The sequence below is a fragment of the Prauserella sediminis genome (assembly GCF_014195435.1).
In the GTDB taxonomy this organism is placed as follows: Bacteria; Actinomycetota; Actinomycetes; order Mycobacteriales; family Pseudonocardiaceae; genus Prauserella; species Prauserella salsuginis.
In genome coordinates this window covers 190382-205622 of record NZ_JACIBS010000002.1, presented here as the reverse complement: position 1 = coordinate 205622, position 15241 = coordinate 190382, and the positions used below count along the sequence as shown (strand labels likewise).

Below are 15241 nucleotides of genomic sequence, written 5' to 3'. Positions count from 1 at the left end.
GACTCGCCTGCCGTGGCAGGTCCGGGTTCGGTTCCGCGGAACTCCACCATTGCCCAGAAACCATTGCCCAGAACGATAACATGTTCTAGTTTGTTCGTCGTGGCCTTCAACATCGCAGACCTGCTGGAGCACGCCGTCGACGTCGCGGGCGATCGCACCGCGGTCGTCTGTGGTGACCGGAGCCTGACCTACACCGAACTGGACGAGCGGGCCAACCGGCTCGCGCACCACCTGGCGTCCATCGGGGTCGGCAAGGGTGATCACATCGGCGTGTACTCGCGGAACTCACTGGAAATGATCGAGACGATGTTCGCGGCGTACAAGCTCCGCGCCATCGCGATCAACGTCAACTATCGCTACGTCGAGGCCGAGCTGAGTTATCTGCTCGACAACGGCGACGTCGCCGTGCTGATGTACGAGCGGCAGTACTCCGACCGTGTCGCGACGGTCCTGCCCTCGCTACCGAAACTGAAACACGTTTTCGTCATCGAGGACGGCACCGACACCGAGGCGGCGCCCGGCGCGGTCCGGTACGAGGACGCCGTCGCGGGCGGCTCACCGGAGCGTGACTTCCCGCAGCGCAGCGGCGACGATCTCTACATCCTCTACACCGGCGGCACGACCGGGTACCCGAAGGGCGTCATGTGGCGCCACGAGGACGTCTTCCGCGCGCTGGGCGGTGGTATCGACTTCATCACCGGCGAGTACGTGCCCGACGAGTGGGCCCTCGCCGAACAGGGCCGTGACGGCGCGATGGTGCGTCTCCCCGCGGCACCGTTGATCCACGGCGCGGCGCAGTGGGCGGCGTTCGGAGCACTGTTCGCGTGCGGCACGGTCGTGTTCGTGCCGCAGTTCGACGCGGACGAGGTCTGGCGCGCGATCGAGCGGCACCGGGTCAACGTGCTCACGATCGTCGGGGACGCCATGGGACGGCCGCTGCTCGACGCCTACCGCGCCGGCTCGTACGACGCCTCGTCGGTCGTGGCGGTCTCCAGTCACGCGGCGCTGTTCTCGCAGTCCGTGAAGCAGGAGTACCTCACCGAGTTCCCGAACCTCGTGCTCACCGACGCGATCGGCTCCTCCGAGAGCGGCTTCACGGGCATCGGGATGATGGGGCGCGAGGACGACCATTCGGCGGGCCCGCGCGTCAACTTCGGCAAGGACGCGGTACTGCTGGACGACGACGGCACCATCGTGCCCGCCGAGCCCGGTGCGGTCGGGCGGATCGGCAGGCGCGGCCACGTGCCGCTCGGCTACTACAAGGACCCGGCCAAGAGCGAGACGATCTTCGTCGAGGCCGGGGGAGTGCGCTACGTGGTGCCCGGCGACTACGCCCGGTACGAGGAAGACGGCACGGTCACGCTGCTCGGGCGCGGATCGCAGTGCGTCAACACCGGTGGGGAGAAGGTCTTCCCCGAAGAGGTCGAAGGTGCGCTCAAGTCGCATCCCGACGTGTTCGACGCGCTCGTGATCGGCGTGCCGGACGAGCGGATGGGCCAGCGGGTCGGCGCAGTCGTCGAACCGCGGCCGGGCGTTCAGCTGGACCTGGCCGCGCTCGAGGAGCACGTCCGGGGCGCGGTCGCGGGGTACAAGGTGCCGCGCAGCGTGTGGCTCGTGCCGCAGGTCGAACGGCTCCCCAGCGGAAAGCCCGACTATCAGTGGGCCCAGCGTCACGCCGGCGCCCACACACCCGACACCGAGAAATCGGCGGCCTGAGCGGCGCTCGCGGCCCGGGGCCCGCGCCACCCGGTGCCGCGGCCCGGCGCTGCGCCCTGTCCGGCCGGCCACCCCCAGCGTAGGAGGATCTGCGATGCGCACGTCCCTGTGCGACACCCTCGGCATCGACGTGCCGATCATCGGCTTCACCCCGTCCGAACACGTCGCCGCGGCGATCAGCCGCGCGGGTGGGCTCGGGGTCCTCGGTTGCGTGCGGTTCAACGACGCCGACGAGCTCGACAAGGTGCTCGGGTGGATGGACGCCAACACCGATGGCAAGCCCTACGGCGTGGACGTCGTGATGCCGGCCAAGGTGCCCGACGAGGTCAAAGGCGTCGATCCCGAGACGCTGATCCCGGAGCAGCACCGCGAGTTCGTCGACCGCACGCTCGCGCAGCTGGGCGTGCCCGAACTGCCCGAGGGCGAGGGGCGCGACGGCGTACTGGGGTGGCTGCACTCGGTGGCCCGCTCGCACGTCGAGGTGGCGCTGGAACATCCGATCGCGCTGATCGCCAACGCGCTCGGCTCGCCCCCGCCCGACGTCATCGCGCAGGCGCACGACGCGGGCGTGCCGGTGGCGGCGCTCGCGGGGAAGGCCGAGCACGCGGTTCGGCACGTCGACAACGGCGTGGACTTCGTCGTGGCACAGGGGCACGAGGCGGGCGGGCACACCGGTGAGATCGCCTCGATGGTGCTGTTGCCCGAGATCGTCGACGCCGTGGGCGACCGGGCCCCGGTGCTGGCCGCGGGCGGGATCGGCTCGGGCAGGCAGGCCGCGGCGGCGCTGGCGCTCGGCGCGTCCGGTGTGTGGACCGGCTCGATCTGGCTCGGCACCCGCGAGTACCTGGAGACGATGCCGTCGTCGGAGCCGATGCAGCAGGCGCTGCTGGCGGCGACGTCGGCCGACACCGTGCGGACCCGGATCTACACGGGCAAGCCGGCGCGGCTGCTCAAGACGCGCTGGACGGAGGCGTGGTCGCAGCCGGACGCCCCGCAGCCGCTGCCGATGCCGTTGCAGAACCTGCTCGTGGCGCCCGCGCACAACCGCATCCACGCCTCGTCCGACCCGTCGGTGGTGTCGATGCCCGTCGGTCAGATCGTGGGGCGGATGAACGAGGTCCGCCCGGTCGCCGACATCGTCGCCGAGCTATGCTCCGGCTTCTCCGGTGCCGTGCAGCGGCTCACCGGGATCGACGACGGTTGATCGCCCGCTTCCTGTCAGTGTTGCACCGGTTCGCGTTGGATCCACTCCTTTCCCTCGGCCGCGATGCCTTCCAACAGGCGTAACGTATGGACGAAGCCAGAGGCATCGAGGTTCATCTGTGCCACGTTTTCCGTCTTTTCGGACTTCTGTAGATCTTCTCCGGAAGAAATGACTACCGGTATATTTCGAGGGTCGCCGTTTGTTAGGGTAAGATTCAGTTCGTACTCGGACTCTGCTGATTGCCTGACGTGAATTGAGGAAACCGCATCAAACCGGAAGTTGTGACGGTCCTGTTCTCCTGGGTCAAGGTTCTTGAAGTCGAGTTCGGTACTTATCTCACGAACGCCATCCCTGGTGATAAGGAATGTTTGTACATTGTATTTCGAGTAGCGCCAGGGGCCAAGATTTCGGCGTGCGCGGTAGCTGTTGGCCGCAGGTGATATGAGCGTTGCTTCGCGAATCACGTCCGTCCATGATATGCGATAGTTTCTTAGTGCTTTGTCCAGGATGAGCGTAGTGTCGCAATTGAGCCAGTGCTCCATTTCCTCCTCGGTGGGGCAGTGGTCGTCGATCTTCTTCAACCATCGGTTCCGCCACGCTTCACGTTGAGCAATATCCTCTTGGTATTCGTTTTCGTCGTCTTCAAACCGGCGTCGTTCTTGGACTATGTGTGTCCAGCGTTTCACGCTAGTTAATGTTACGCCCAGTGTTATGAGTGCTGCGGCAGCAGTTCTTATTGGGAAGGCTGAAAAAAGGTCTACTATCGTGCCGATCCAGAATGTAGCCCCCAGTGCAGCTGCACCAATGCACCAAAGTTTTGTCGGGTATGGCGTGCGATAACGTTCCCGGTATGTATAAAGATATCCGTTGGTGTATCGGTTCTGGATATCCCAAGTCAAGTCGCAGATGAGCCAACGGACCTTGCCGACGTATTTCTTCTGATCGCCGTACAGATCCACGATTTCGTTGCACAGGGCAGCTCTCAGTCCTGCGGTATCATCCATCCAAGTCTTTTTGTCAACGTTGGCTGGAATGCTCTTCTGAAAACGCTCTCGGACGTAGTCGGTGACCTTTCCGGCGAACCCTGCTTCGGGGCGACGTCTAAACGGGTCGTATGTGTACAGGCGATCTTTATACGCTATTCGCTTGCTCCGGTAATGCCATTCCATTCCGCAAGTCACGCTGAGAAAGGTTAAGCCTACCGCAATGACATAGGTCGCTACGGTGGGTATTCCGGTGTTCGTTACGAGAAACCAGCCGATATAGGTCAATGATAACAATAGCATGGCGAGCCAGGATTTGGCATGGAGAACGTCACTGTTGGTCGTGGCGATCGGGGGTGGTATATGGGCGCGTGCACTGGCAGGTTTCGGGCAGAAATATGCCCATATTCGACCCTCGCGGTTGTTGGAGTACTGGCCCTCTTTTGCCCGGAGTCGAATTTGCTCCCAAATAAGCTCTTTTTCCTCGCCGGCTAACACGTGTTTCAGATGATCGGAAACGAGGCCTTTCTGTTCTGGTTCGAGCTTTTCAATTTGACAAGCGAGGCGATCCGCGTCGGGAGTGCCGTTGTCATGTCTGTCGATAAGTTCGCAGATGAGCTCTGCAGTATTCGTCCATAGTGGGTCGTTGTGCCATTTAATGAACCGGCGAAGCCCGTCGAGTTGGCATCTTTCGTCTTCGTCGAGATCGCGGAGCGAGCGTCCGCTGAGTAAGGCGAGTGCCAAGTAGACTCGGGATTCGAGTGTGCCGAGTTCTGCTACGGCGGTTTTTAGTAGTTCAAGTGCTTGTGTTCGAGCTCTGACGTCGAGTAATTTCTGGGCCTTTTGGAGAAGCTCGTGGGGTGTGGCGTCCGCGCGCAGTTCAAAGTGGGTTGACGCGTGGACCTCGCTGTTCTGGATCGCGAACCCTCCGTTTTCGATATTCACGGAGGTGTCGCCCTGGTCTTTGTTACCCGATTCTGTCATGCGAGACCTTCTGCTGCTGCGATCATTGTCGCCACCCGTGCGGCCACTTCTGAAATGTTTCCTACGAGTCCCTGAAAGCGCTTTAGTGCCAATATGAAAGACTTCTTAGTTGTGGACGGATCGGAAAGTGTTGTGCCTGCTGTATTGAGTTCTGCCTCGGCGGCATCGGCAGTGTCCGTGTCGATCTGGTTGCTTTCCTGCAGGTGGCGCAACTCGGACCGGAGGGACATGATCTCGCGTCGAAAATCCGCAACTGTTCGAATAGTCTGCGCTGTTGCGTCTGTGGAGAATGAGTTATTTGTTACGGTACTTCCTTGGATCGCCACCGATCCATTCCCGACCTTCTGTACGTAATGCGCGTTCGGGTTCCCGTGCTGTGTCATGGTCGAATGCTCCTGTTCTGTGGCCAGTTCACTTGCGAGGCGGACCCCGAACGCCGCGGCATGGTCGGCTGCGACGGGTTGCCATGCGGAATCCGAGGTCGTTGCTTTGGTCCCGTCGGCGTGGTCGCTGATCCCTCGTACGACTGCGACCGGGACGCCGCTCAGCTGGCCGGCCTGAGCTACGCCGGCTGCCTCCATCTCCACCGCGCGGGCATCGTTGTAGTGCTGGCGGAGCCAGGTCGCCTCGTGTGACGTACTGGAGTTCTGCACGATCTCGCCTGCGGCGATCGGCGCGATGTGCGCGGTCGGGGCGGTGCCTGGTTCGTCACGGCCGATGTCGGCAACCCAGTGGTTGTCCCGTTTGAGCTGATGAACGAGTTGGCTGAGCCGGTGGTCGAGCTGCCAGGACTCCGGGCGTGCCTTGAGGCCGTCATCCTCACTTGTTCCGCCGTGATACGCGTAGATCTTCGAGGCGATGACGACGTCGCCGAGTGGTGTGTTCCACAGCCCGCCGGCCACGCCGATGAACAAGACGGCCAGGGGCTCGAACTCGGTGAGCGCGCGCTCGGCCATGACGGCTGCCTTGTGGTTGCCTTTATCGGCGAGTCCGAGGGCTATCCGGTGTGTCGTGCCGGGAATGGTCCCCACTTCGAAGCGGGTGCCCTTGTCGTGTGGATGGCTGCGGAGACTCGAGAGTCGATTTCGTACGGCGTCGTACTCGAGATCGAGCGCGGTCAGCACGACGACAGTGTGGCTCGTTGTCATCATTCCCCCTGACGAGAGGCGGTATGGTCCGGGCGCGGGATCGGTGGATGAAGCGTGGTGGCAGGTCCGGCGGTGAAGAGCCGAGCCGGTCGGCCCTTGGTGACTCGGCGTTCGGCATCGACGGGAAGCAGAAAGTTCGGAACCTTCTGCACCTTCCGGTAGAAGTTCCGCGGGTCCAGGTCGACTCCCCACACGGCCTCGTAGACCTGCTGAAGGTCGGAGATCGTGAAGACCGGCTCGCAGAACGCTGTTGCGAGCGGGGTGTGCTCCAACTTCGAGCGAGCCCGTTCGATGCCGTCGGCGATGATGACGTCGTGGTCGAAGGCCAGGGGAAGCTCGCCGGAGACGATGGCGTCGACAGGTCGCCACGCGGCCCGTGCGGCATCCGTGCCGGCCGTGGGCTCCGGCAGGCGTGGTGCGATCGCCAGGTACGTCACGGAGACAACACGTCCACGTGGGTCGCGGTTCGCATCGCCGTAGGTGCCCAACTGTTCGAGGTGCAGCTGAGTCGCGTCGAGATCAGCTTCCTCGTCGAGCTCTCGATGGGCGGCCGCGAGAAGTCCCTCCCTGTCGTTGTGGAGGAAGCCGCCCGGCAACGCCGCACAACCTCGGTACGGTTCGATGCCCCGCTCCACGAGAAGGACGTGGAGGTGGGTCTCTCGTAGCGTCAAGATCACGAGGTCGACGGCGAGAAGGATGTGTGGTGGTGACCAGGTGTCGTCGGTCATGTTGCAGACCGTAGCTTTTTGTTAGAGTGACAAAAAGGGTCCGACTGGGTGATGAGAAGGTGGGTCTTGCCGTGTCCCGGTTAGCAGGGGAGTTGGGACGGCTTCTCCGCCGCCGTCGGCAGGCTCACCGAGATCGACGGCGATTGACGGCGTAGGCGAGCGCGCCCAGTGCGAGCACGCCGAGTCCACTGAGGACCGACGCGATCGGCAGATTCGCGGCGAGCAGCAGACAGCCCGCGAACCCGGCGACGGGAACGATCCTGCGGCCGAGCGTGAACGCGCTCGCGTTGGCGATCGCGTAGTACACGAGCACGGCAAGCGACGAGAATCCGATGGCCTCGCGCAGGTCGACGGTCGCCGCCAGCGTGGCGACGACGACGCCGACGGCGACCTCCGCGCGGTGCGGCACACCGAACCGCGGATGCACCGCGGCGAGGCCGTGGGGCAGATGCCGGTCACGGGCCATCGCGAGCACCGTCCGCGACACGCCGAGCACGAGCGCCAGCAGTGCGCCCAGCGCGGCGAGCACGGCACCGACGCGCACGACGGGGACGAGGCCGGTCAGCCCGGTCGCGGCGACCGCCTCGGCCACCGGATCCTCGGCTCCCGCGATCCCGGCGGGGCCGAGGGTGGTCAGCAGCGCGAGCGCGACGAGGGCGTAGACGGCGAGTACGAGGCCGAGCGCCCACCCGACGGCACGGGGGATGGTGCGCTCCGGATCGCGGACCTCCTCGCCGAGTGTGGCCACCCGTGCGTACCCGGCGAACGCGAAGAACAGCAGCCCCGCCGCCTCCAGGGTGCCTCGTGGCCCGGCACCCGCGGTCGGGTCGAGCCCGCTCGCCTGCGGATCGCCCGCAGTGAGTGTCGCCACGACCGCGGTCGCCAGCGCCAGCAGGCTGACCGTCACCAGCACGGCGGCGGCGCGGGTGGACCGGTGCACGCCGCGGTAGTCGAGCGTCGTGATCGCCGCGACCACCGCCACGGCGAGCAGGCCGCGCCACGGCTGGCCGAGTCCGGGCGCAGCGTAGGCGACCACGGTGAGTGTCATCGCGGCGCAGCTGGCCGTTTTGCCGACGACGAAGCCCCACCCGGCCAGATATCCCCAGAACGGACCGAGGCGCTCCCGGCCGTAGACGTACGTCCCGCCCGATTCGGGGTACCGCGCGGCGAGTCGGGCCGAGGACGTGGCGTTGCAGTAGGCCACCACCGCGGCCAGGAGCAACGCGACGGGCAACGCCCCGCCCGCGGCGGCCGCCGCCGGGGCGAAGGCGGTGTAGACGCCCGCGCCGACCATGGCGCTCAGGCCCACGACGACCGCCTGCGGGGTCCCCAGTCTGCGTGCGAGCCGATCCACCGTCATCGCATGCAACCTACCGGGCTCCCGGTTACGTCCAGACGAACATGAGATGGAAACAGACGACCCTCGGCGTTCTCGCAGGCGTGCTCGTGCTGTCGGCGTGCGGCCAGCCGCCCGCCGAGCAGGACGCGGGCAGCGGCCCCTCGGAGTCGGCGTCGGAGCAGTTCAAGAAGCAGCCCGCCGAACACGAGGCGAAGGACGGTCCGCTGCCCGACTCCCAGCTCAACGCGGGCGGCCTGCCGGACGGCTTTCCCCGGGAAGCCGAGGCCGACGACACCTCGCTGACCATCACCGCGCAGGAAGGCGGCTGCGGCGAGGCCAGCGCCGAAGTGACCGACCAGAGCGCCGACACCGTGACCGTGCTGCTGGTCGAGACCGAACCCGCGGGCAAGATGATGTGCACGATGGACATCCGCTATCCGCCGGTGACGGTCGAACTCGACCAGCCGTTGGGCGAGCGCACCCTTGTGCTCGAACACACGAAACGCAAGGAGTAGATCGATCTACTGACGAGTAGGTAGGCGCTACCGTGGGCGTATGACACGACAGGTCAGCGTCACCCGCACGATTCCCGCGAGTGCGCCGGAGATCTTCGCCCTGCTCACCGACCCGGAGAAACATCCGATTCTGGACGGTTCCGGCACCGTCCGGGGCGCCCGGGGCGGCAATCCGGAACGACTCGAACTCGGGGCCCGGTTCGCGATGGACATGAAGCTGGGCGCGAAGTACCGCATCACGAACAAGGTCGTCGAATTCGACCAGGACCGGCTCATCGCCTGGCGCCACTTCAACGGCCACCGGTGGCGGTGGGAACTGGCACCGAACGACGACGGCACCACCGATGTCACGGAGACGTTCGACTGGGCTCCGGCGCGGATCGCGGCGCTGATGGACCGCACTCCGATCCCCCGTAAGAACGAGGTCGCCATCCGCAAGACCCTCGAACGGCTCGCGCGTCACTTCGGCCAGCGGTGACCCTCCGGTGTCCTCCCGGCCGCATCGGGGCGCGGCCGGGAGGACACCGGAAGCCTGGTGGGCCGGTGGCCCGGTCAGCGGAACGAGATCTGCAACACCGGCTCGGAGGTCTCGGCGAAGAAGTCGTTTCCCTTGTCGTCGATCACGATGAACGCGGGGAAGTCCTCCACCTCGATCTTCCAGACCGCCTCCATGCCGAGCTCCGGGTACTCCAGCACCTCGACGCTGTGGATGCAGTCCTGGGCGAGCCGTGCGGCGGGGCCGCCGATCGAGCCGAGGTAGAAGCCGCCGTGCTGCCGGCACGACTCGGTGACCTGCTTCGAACGGTTGCCCTTCGCCAGCATGACCATCGAGCCGCCCGCGGCCTGGAACTGGCTGACGTACGAGTCCATGCGGCCTGCCGTGGTGGGACCGAACGAGCCGGAGGCGTAGCCGTCCGGAGTCTTGGCCGGGCCCGCGTAGTACACCGGGTGGTCGCGCAGGTACTGCGGCATCTCCTCGCCGGCCTCGAGCCGTTCGGCGATCTTGGAGTGCGCGATGTCGCGTGCCACGACCAGCGGGCCGGTGAGGCTCAGCCGGGTCTTGACGGGCAACTGCGAGAGCTGCTCGCGGATCTCGTCCATCGGCCGGTTCAGGTCCACCGGCACGACCTCGTCCGACAGGTCCTCGTCGGTGACCTCCGGCAGGAAGCGGGCCGGGTCGCGCTCCAACTGCTCGATGAACACACCGTCGGCCGTGATCTTGGCCTTGGCCTGCCGGTCGGCCGAGCACGACACGGCGATGCCCACCGGGCAGGACGCGCCGTGCCGCGGCAGCCGGATGACGCGCACGTCGTGGCAGAAGTACTTGCCGCCGAACTGTGCGCCGATGCCGAACTGCCGCGTCATCTCCAGGACCTGCTGTTCGAGGTCGGTGTCGCGGAAGCCGTGGCCCAGCGGCGAGCCCTCGGTCGGCAGCGTGTCCAGGTCACGTGCCGAGGCCAGCTTGGCGACCTTGAGGTTGTACTCGGCCGACATGCCGCCCACGACGATCGCGAGGTGGTACGGCGGGCATGCCGCGGTGCCGAGTCCGCGCAGTTTCTCGTCGAGGAACTTGGCCAGCCGCTTCGGGTTCAGGACGGCCTTCGTCTCCTGGTAGAGGAACGTCTTGTTGGCGCTGCCGCCGCCCTTGGCCATGAACAGGAACTCGTACGACGGGTCGGCTCCGTCGGCGGGGTCGGTGCCGTCCTTGTGGTACAGCTCGATCTGGGCGGGCAGATTCGTGCCGGTGTTGCGTTCCTCCCAGAAGTTCACCGGCGCCATCTGCGAGTACCGCAGGTTGAGGTCGCGGTAGGCCTCGAAGATGCCGCGCGAGATCGCCTCCTCGTCGGTACCGCCGGTGAGCACGCCCTCGGTGCGCTTGCCGATCGTGATCGCGGTGCCGGTGTCCTGGCACATCGGCAGTACGCCGCCCGCGGAGATCGCCGCGTTGCGCAGCAGGTCCATGGCGACGAACCGGTCGTTGCCGCTGGCCTCCGGGTCATCGACGATCGAGCGCAGCTGCTGCAAGTGCGAGGTGCGCAGCAGATGCTGGATGTCGGTGATCGCGGTCCGCGCGAGCGTGGTCAGCGCCTCCTGCGACACCTCGAGGAACCTGCGCCCGGCCGCCTCGACGACCTTGACGCCGTCGGCGGTCACGAGCCGGTACTCGGTCTCGGTGTCCTTACCCTTGGGGAGAACGTCGGTGTACTCGAACTGGGGAGTGGAAGAGGTCACGGTAGCTGCTCGCCTCGCACGCGGTCGGTAAAAGGGCGGTTACTCACGAAACGAGCCGACAGTACAACGCCCGCAGCCCCCGGGGCGGCCACCGGGCGCGGCGGGCGATCCAGATCACGCCGGTGACGGGCCAACGCGCAGCCGGTGTGCCTGCGGAGTCGCGCTACGACGGACGGGCCGACCGGCAGTAACGGGCACGGGCAGGGGAGTGGGGCCCGGCGCGGCGGTAGTGCGGGGTCGCGGTGCACGGCGAGGTCGCGGTGCACGGCGACGAGCGGCCCGGGCGGGGCCGGACATGGTGAAGGCCGGGCCCCACCCCGAGGGACCCGGCCTTCGACAGGCAGGCGGCATGCTCCGTGGAACGCGTGCCGCGTTGCCCTAACCCCACTAGGTAGACGTCCGGTCGGCCGAAAGGTTGCGCGATTCTCGGCACCGAATTGTTCGTACCAGCCGTGATCCGGGTTACAGGCGAGCAGCCGGCGTTCCGGCGGGGTCCAGCGTTGCGACAGGACCAGCGCCCCGGAGGGCTCAGCTGGCGTAGGCGCGGAGCTTGTCGGCCCGCTCACCCTGCCGCAGCTTGGCCATGACTTCCCGTTCGATCTGCCGCACCCGCTCGCGGGAGAGGCCGAAGTGGCGGCCGATCTGGTCGAGCGTGCGCGGCTGGCCGTCGTCGAGGCCGTAGCGCATGCGGATCACGTTCTGCTCGCGGTCGTCGAGCGTGCCCAGGACCCGCCGCATGTCGTCGTGCAACAGGCCCGAGATGACGCTCGTCTCGGCGTCGGCGGCCTCGGCGTCCTCCACGAAGTCGCCCAGCGGGGCGTCCTCCTCGTTGCCGACCGGCATGTCCAGGCTCACCGGGTCGCGCGCGTGGTCCAGCAGCGTGGAGACCTTGTCCACCGAGATGCCCGACTCGGCCGCCAGTTCCTCGTTGGTGGCCTCCCGGCCGTGCTTCTGATGCAGGTCCCGCTTGATGCGGGCCAGCTTGTTGACCTGCTCGACGAGGTGGACCGGCAGGCGGATGGTCCGGCCCTGGTCGGCCATCCCGCGGGTGATCGCCTGGCGGATCCACCACGTGGCGTACGTGGAGAACTTGAAGCCCTTCGCGTAGTCGAACTTCTCGACGGCGCGGATCAGCCCGAGGTTGCCCTCCTGGATGAGGTCGAGCAGCGGCATGCCGCGGCCGGTGTAGCGCTTGGCCAGCGACACGACCAGTCGCAGGTTCGCCTGCAGCAGGTGGTTCTTGGCGCGGCGGCCGTCCCGAGCGACCAGACGCAACTCCCACGCGCGCTCGTCGGCGAGGTCCTCAGCGGCGTCCAGCAGGTGCTGGGCGTACACGCCGGCCTCGATGCGCTTGGCCAGGTCGACCTCTTCGGCGGCACTGAGCAGCGCGGTCTTGCCGATGCCGTTCAGATACACGCGGACGAGGTCGGCCGCGGGGCCCTGGGCGTCGAGGTCTTCGAGCTGCAGCGCGGCGCGTGCCGCGGGCTCGACGGGCTCCGGTATCGACGCCACCGCGTTCGCCGCGCCCGTGGCGTCGGCGTCGGCGGCGGCCGGTTCGACCGCACCGACCGTGGGCATCGGGACGTCGGCCGCGGTGTCGCGGTCGCGGATGTCCCGGGCCTCGCGTTCGAGAGTCTGGACGGTCATTCTGCCTCCCCGGATGGCGGGCTCACGTGCGGTGCGATGCGGCGGGCGCCCGCCGCCTGTGTGTTGCCGCGCGGTGTTCCCCAGAAGAGTCGATCAATCCTGCGGAACCGTTACGCACCGGCCGGCTTCGTGGCCGGTTACCTCGAACAACGTCGATCCACGCGAAATCGTTCCCGGGGTTTTCCCGTGCTGTGCAACGCCTCACGTTCACGTTTCACCACACGCCGGACGGGGGCACGCGGCGGCAGGTGGTCAGACGTCGACGAGCACCGTGAACGGGCCGTCGTTCACGCTGTGGACCTGCATCATCGCCCCGAACCGGCCGGTTTCCACGTGGGCGCCGCGTTCGGCCAGTGCGGCGACGACGGCGTTCACCAACGGCTCCGCGTGCTCGGGCCGGGCCGCGGCCGTCCACGATGGACGGCGACCTTTTCGGGTGTCGCCGTGGAGGGTGAACTGGCTGACGACGAGAAGTGGTGCATCGGCCGTGGCGCACGACTCATCGTCGCGCAGTAGTCGCATTTCGTGCAGTTTCCGCGCCATTGTGTCGGCTTTGTCCGACGTGTCGTCCGTGTGAATTCCGAGTAGTACCAACAAACCCGGCTTGTCGAGTGCACCGACGACCTCGCCGCCGACGGTCACCGTCGCCTCGGTGACCCTCGTCACGACCGCCTTCACCGCGCGGCCTCCCGCGCCGGCAGCGGGCCCGACTCGGGGAATCCGCCGGCGGGTTCGAGCATGCCGTGGCGGACGAGCTCACGCACCAGCGACGTCGCGGTGCCGCGCAGCTGCGCGACGTCCTCGCCGTGGGCGGCGGCCAGCAGTTCCAGCAGGTCCTCGAGTGGCAGCAGGCCACGGCAGCCGCCGAGCAGGGCCGCTGCGAGGTCGTCCACCTCGTGCTGCCAGCCGGGGCCGTCGACCCGGTGCAGCCGCCGTATCGACGTCTCCCAGCCCTCGTCCGACGGCGCGTCGATCCGTTCGAGCACGACGCTGTCCGGCACCCGGAACGGCGTCGCCAGCAGCGCTGCGTCGTCGCGGGGACGCAGCCACTCCACGCGGTCCAGCCACGCCGCCGCCTCGGCGCCCAGCGGGTCGTCGTAGGCCTGCCGCAGGTCCTCGCACACGATCGTCGGCTCGCCGGCCGTCTTGCGGAGCGTGACGAACCCGAACCCGATGCCGCGCACATCGTGGGCGGCGAACCAGTCGAGCCACGCCTCCGCCTTCGCCAGGCCCTCCGGCGACCTCGGATCGATACCCTCGTCGCGCAGCCACGTGCCGACGTACAGTGCCGGATCGGCCACGTCGCGTTGCACGAACCACGCGTCGGTGCCGTGCGGCAGCCAGCGGGTGACGCGGTCCGACCAGTCCTCGTCGCCGACGTGCAGCCAGGACGCGAGCAGCTGCCCCACACCGCCGTCGGTCAGCAGCGACGGCAGCTGCCGGACGACCAGTGCGCTCGCGTCGTCGCCGCCGAGGCCGGCGTCGCGGTAGGTGTAGTCGACGCGCGGCGGCCCCACGACGAACGGCGGGTTGCACACGATCTGGTCGAACCGGCGGCGCGCCACCGGTGTGAACCACTCGCCCTGCACGAGTTCGACGTCGAGCTGGTTGAGCAGGAACGTCGCGCGCGCCAGCGCCAGCGCGCGCGCCGATACGTCTGTGGCGGTGATGTGCTCGGCGTGCCTGCTGGCGTGTAGCGCTTGCACCCCGTTGCCGGTGCCGAGGTCGAGCAGCGATCCCACCGGCCTGCGGCTCGTCGCCCGCACCAGGCTCAGCGAGGCGTGCCCGACCCCGAGGACGTGTTCGCGGTCGACCGGACGGCCCAGCTGGTCGGAGTCCAGGTCGGCGACCACCCACCACGACCCCTCGTCGTCGCTGTGCGGACGGATGTCCAGGCCCGCGCGGAACCCGTCGCCGTCCGGCCGCAGGATCGCCGCGGCGACGGCGTCCTCGACGGTCAGCGGGGCGAACGCGGCGGCCACCGCGTCGGCGGGCTCGCTCCGGCCGAGCAGGAACAGCCGGACGAGGGTGCCGAGTTCGCCGGCCTCGGCGCTCGCGCGCAGTGCGGGCAGCGGCTCACCGCGACCGAGCGCGGCGTGCGCGGCCGAGCCGAGGGCTTCGGTGACGCCGTCGACGTCGTACCGGCAGCGGAGCAGCGCCTCGCGCAGGCGCGCGCACACGGCGGGGGTGAGTGCGGGAACGGTCTCGGAGGATTCGGCACTGTTCACGGTGTGTCATCGTCGCACGGCTCACGCCCGCCCGGCGGTGTGTGGTCGGCCGCACGGGCGCGGATCACCTCTCCGGCGCCGGTGCCCGCGCGCCTCGCCCCGCCTGTCGCTCGTCGGGTCGCGGTGGGAGCATGGACCCGTGGAGGTGAGGCCGGTGGAGGAACGCGACAGGCCCGGCGACCCGGTCCTGATCACCGAGGCGGCGCCCTCCTACGACGACGAGCTCGCTGCCCGCAAACGCAAGTACGTCCTCACGATGGGGATGCGCTTCCCGTGCCTGGTGCTGGCCGGCGTCTTCTACCAGACGTGGTGGCTCGCACTGGCGCTGCTCGTGCTGTCGATCCCGCTGCCGTGGATCGCCGTCCTCATCGCCAACGACCGGCCGCCCCGCAAGAGCGAAGAGGTGAATCGCTACCACCGGCAGCACCGTGCACTCGAGGCAACTCCGCACCAGGTGATCGACGTCGCCGGAGCGGCGGGAGCTGCTGGACCCGGAACTGCTGGATCCGGAACTGCT

The 15241-nt window shown here is 67.5% G+C and carries 12 protein-coding genes and 1 pseudogene; 5 read left to right on the top strand and 8 right to left on the bottom strand.

The window, feature by feature from the left end; translation table 11 throughout:
* Positions 1-99 precede the first annotated feature (99 nt).
* Positions 100-1716 carry an acyl-CoA synthetase gene (locus FB384_RS19325; protein WP_183786081.1) on the top strand — a complete coding sequence of 539 codons (1617 nt, stop codon included), beginning with the start codon at positions 100-102 and terminating at the stop codon, positions 1714-1716.
* A gap of 94 nt (positions 1717-1810) precedes the next feature.
* Complete coding sequence (locus FB384_RS19320) at positions 1811-2920, top strand: NAD(P)H-dependent flavin oxidoreductase (protein WP_183786079.1); 1110 nt, start codon at positions 1811-1813, stop codon at positions 2918-2920.
* A gap of 14 nt (positions 2921-2934) precedes the next feature.
* Here FB384_RS19320 and FB384_RS19315 read toward each other — a convergent pair whose 3' ends face one another.
* From FB384_RS19315 to FB384_RS19300, 4 genes are all read right to left on the bottom strand, one after another.
* A complete protein-coding gene (locus FB384_RS19315; protein ID WP_183786077.1) occupies positions 2935-4887 on the bottom strand; it encodes a hypothetical protein in 1953 nt (650 codons plus the stop codon).
* The gene (locus tag FB384_RS19310) at positions 4884-6011 is read right to left on the bottom strand and encodes a 5'-methylthioadenosine/S-adenosylhomocysteine nucleosidase family protein (RefSeq protein WP_258935897.1); all 1128 of its coding nucleotides are present in this window, start codon (positions 6009-6011) and stop codon (positions 4884-4886) included. Before FB384_RS19310 ends, FB384_RS19315 begins: the two co-directional genes overlap by 4 nt.
* 23 nt (positions 6012-6034) lie before the next feature.
* Positions 6035-6763 carry an NrtR DNA-binding winged helix domain-containing protein gene (locus FB384_RS19305; protein WP_183786073.1) on the bottom strand — a complete coding sequence of 243 codons (729 nt, stop codon included), beginning with the start codon at positions 6761-6763 and terminating at the stop codon, positions 6035-6037.
* A 124-nt stretch (positions 6764-6887) separates the two neighbouring features.
* A complete protein-coding gene (locus FB384_RS19300; protein WP_183786071.1) occupies positions 6888-8123 on the bottom strand; it encodes an APC family permease in 1236 nt (411 codons plus the stop codon).
* A gap of 41 nt (positions 8124-8164) precedes the next feature.
* Here FB384_RS19300 and FB384_RS19295 point away from each other — a divergent pair, with 41 nt between their 5' ends.
* Positions 8165-8617 (top strand): hypothetical protein, encoded by a 453-nt coding sequence (locus FB384_RS19295; protein ID WP_183786069.1) that lies wholly within the window; start codon positions 8165-8167, stop codon positions 8615-8617.
* Between the two features lie 40 nt (positions 8618-8657).
* Complete coding sequence (locus tag FB384_RS19290) at positions 8658-9095, top strand: SRPBCC family protein (RefSeq protein WP_183786067.1); 438 nt, start codon at positions 8658-8660, stop codon at positions 9093-9095.
* Positions 9096-9169: 74 nt separating this feature from the next.
* Here FB384_RS19290 and FB384_RS19285 read toward each other — a convergent pair whose 3' ends face one another.
* The 4 genes from FB384_RS19285 to FB384_RS19270 form a co-directional block, all read right to left on the bottom strand.
* Complete coding sequence (locus FB384_RS19285) at positions 9170-10849, bottom strand: fumarate hydratase (RefSeq protein ID WP_183786065.1); 1680 nt, start codon at positions 10847-10849, stop codon at positions 9170-9172.
* Between the two features lie 528 nt (positions 10850-11377).
* On the bottom strand, positions 11378-12496 hold the full coding sequence (locus tag FB384_RS19280; RefSeq protein WP_228726483.1) for a sigma-70 family RNA polymerase sigma factor: 1119 nt from the start codon (positions 12494-12496) through the stop codon (positions 11378-11380).
* Between the two features lie 252 nt (positions 12497-12748).
* Positions 12749-13174 (bottom strand): D-aminoacyl-tRNA deacylase, encoded by a 426-nt coding sequence (gene dtd, locus FB384_RS19275; RefSeq protein ID WP_183786063.1) that lies wholly within the window; start codon positions 13172-13174, stop codon positions 12749-12751.
* Positions 13171-14724, bottom strand: a complete 1554-nt coding sequence (locus FB384_RS19270; protein WP_183786061.1) for a DUF7782 domain-containing protein — start codon at positions 14722-14724, stop codon at positions 13171-13173. The genes dtd and FB384_RS19270 overlap by 4 nt, the downstream gene beginning before the upstream one ends.
* 123 nt (positions 14725-14847) lie before the next feature.
* Here FB384_RS19270 and FB384_RS19265 point away from each other — a divergent pair.
* Positions 14848-15187: pseudogene (locus FB384_RS19265) on the top strand (DUF3099 domain-containing protein); the annotation flags it as partial.
* Positions 15188-15241: the final 54 nt, after the last annotated feature.

Bases quoted from the DNA above. Each gene is read 5' to 3' on its own strand.
- FB384_RS19320 (WP_183786079.1), top strand. From the start codon at position 1,811: ATGCGCACGTCCCTGTGCGACACCCTCGGCATCGACGTGCCGATCATC.
- FB384_RS19315 (WP_183786077.1), bottom strand. From the start codon at position 4,887: ATGACAGAATCGGGTAACAAAGACCAGGGCGACACCTCCGTGAATATC.
- FB384_RS19305 (WP_183786073.1), bottom strand. From the start codon at position 6,763: ATGACCGACGACACCTGGTCACCACCACACATCCTTCTCGCCGTCGAC.
- FB384_RS19300 (WP_183786071.1), bottom strand. From the start codon at position 8,123: ATGACGGTGGATCGGCTCGCACGCAGACTGGGGACCCCGCAGGCGGTC.
- FB384_RS19295 (WP_183786069.1), top strand. From the start codon at position 8,165: ATGAGATGGAAACAGACGACCCTCGGCGTTCTCGCAGGCGTGCTCGTG.
- FB384_RS19290 (WP_183786067.1), top strand. From the start codon at position 8,658: ATGACACGACAGGTCAGCGTCACCCGCACGATTCCCGCGAGTGCGCCG.
- FB384_RS19280 (WP_228726483.1), bottom strand. From the start codon at position 12,496: ATGACCGTCCAGACTCTCGAACGCGAGGCCCGGGACATCCGCGACCGC.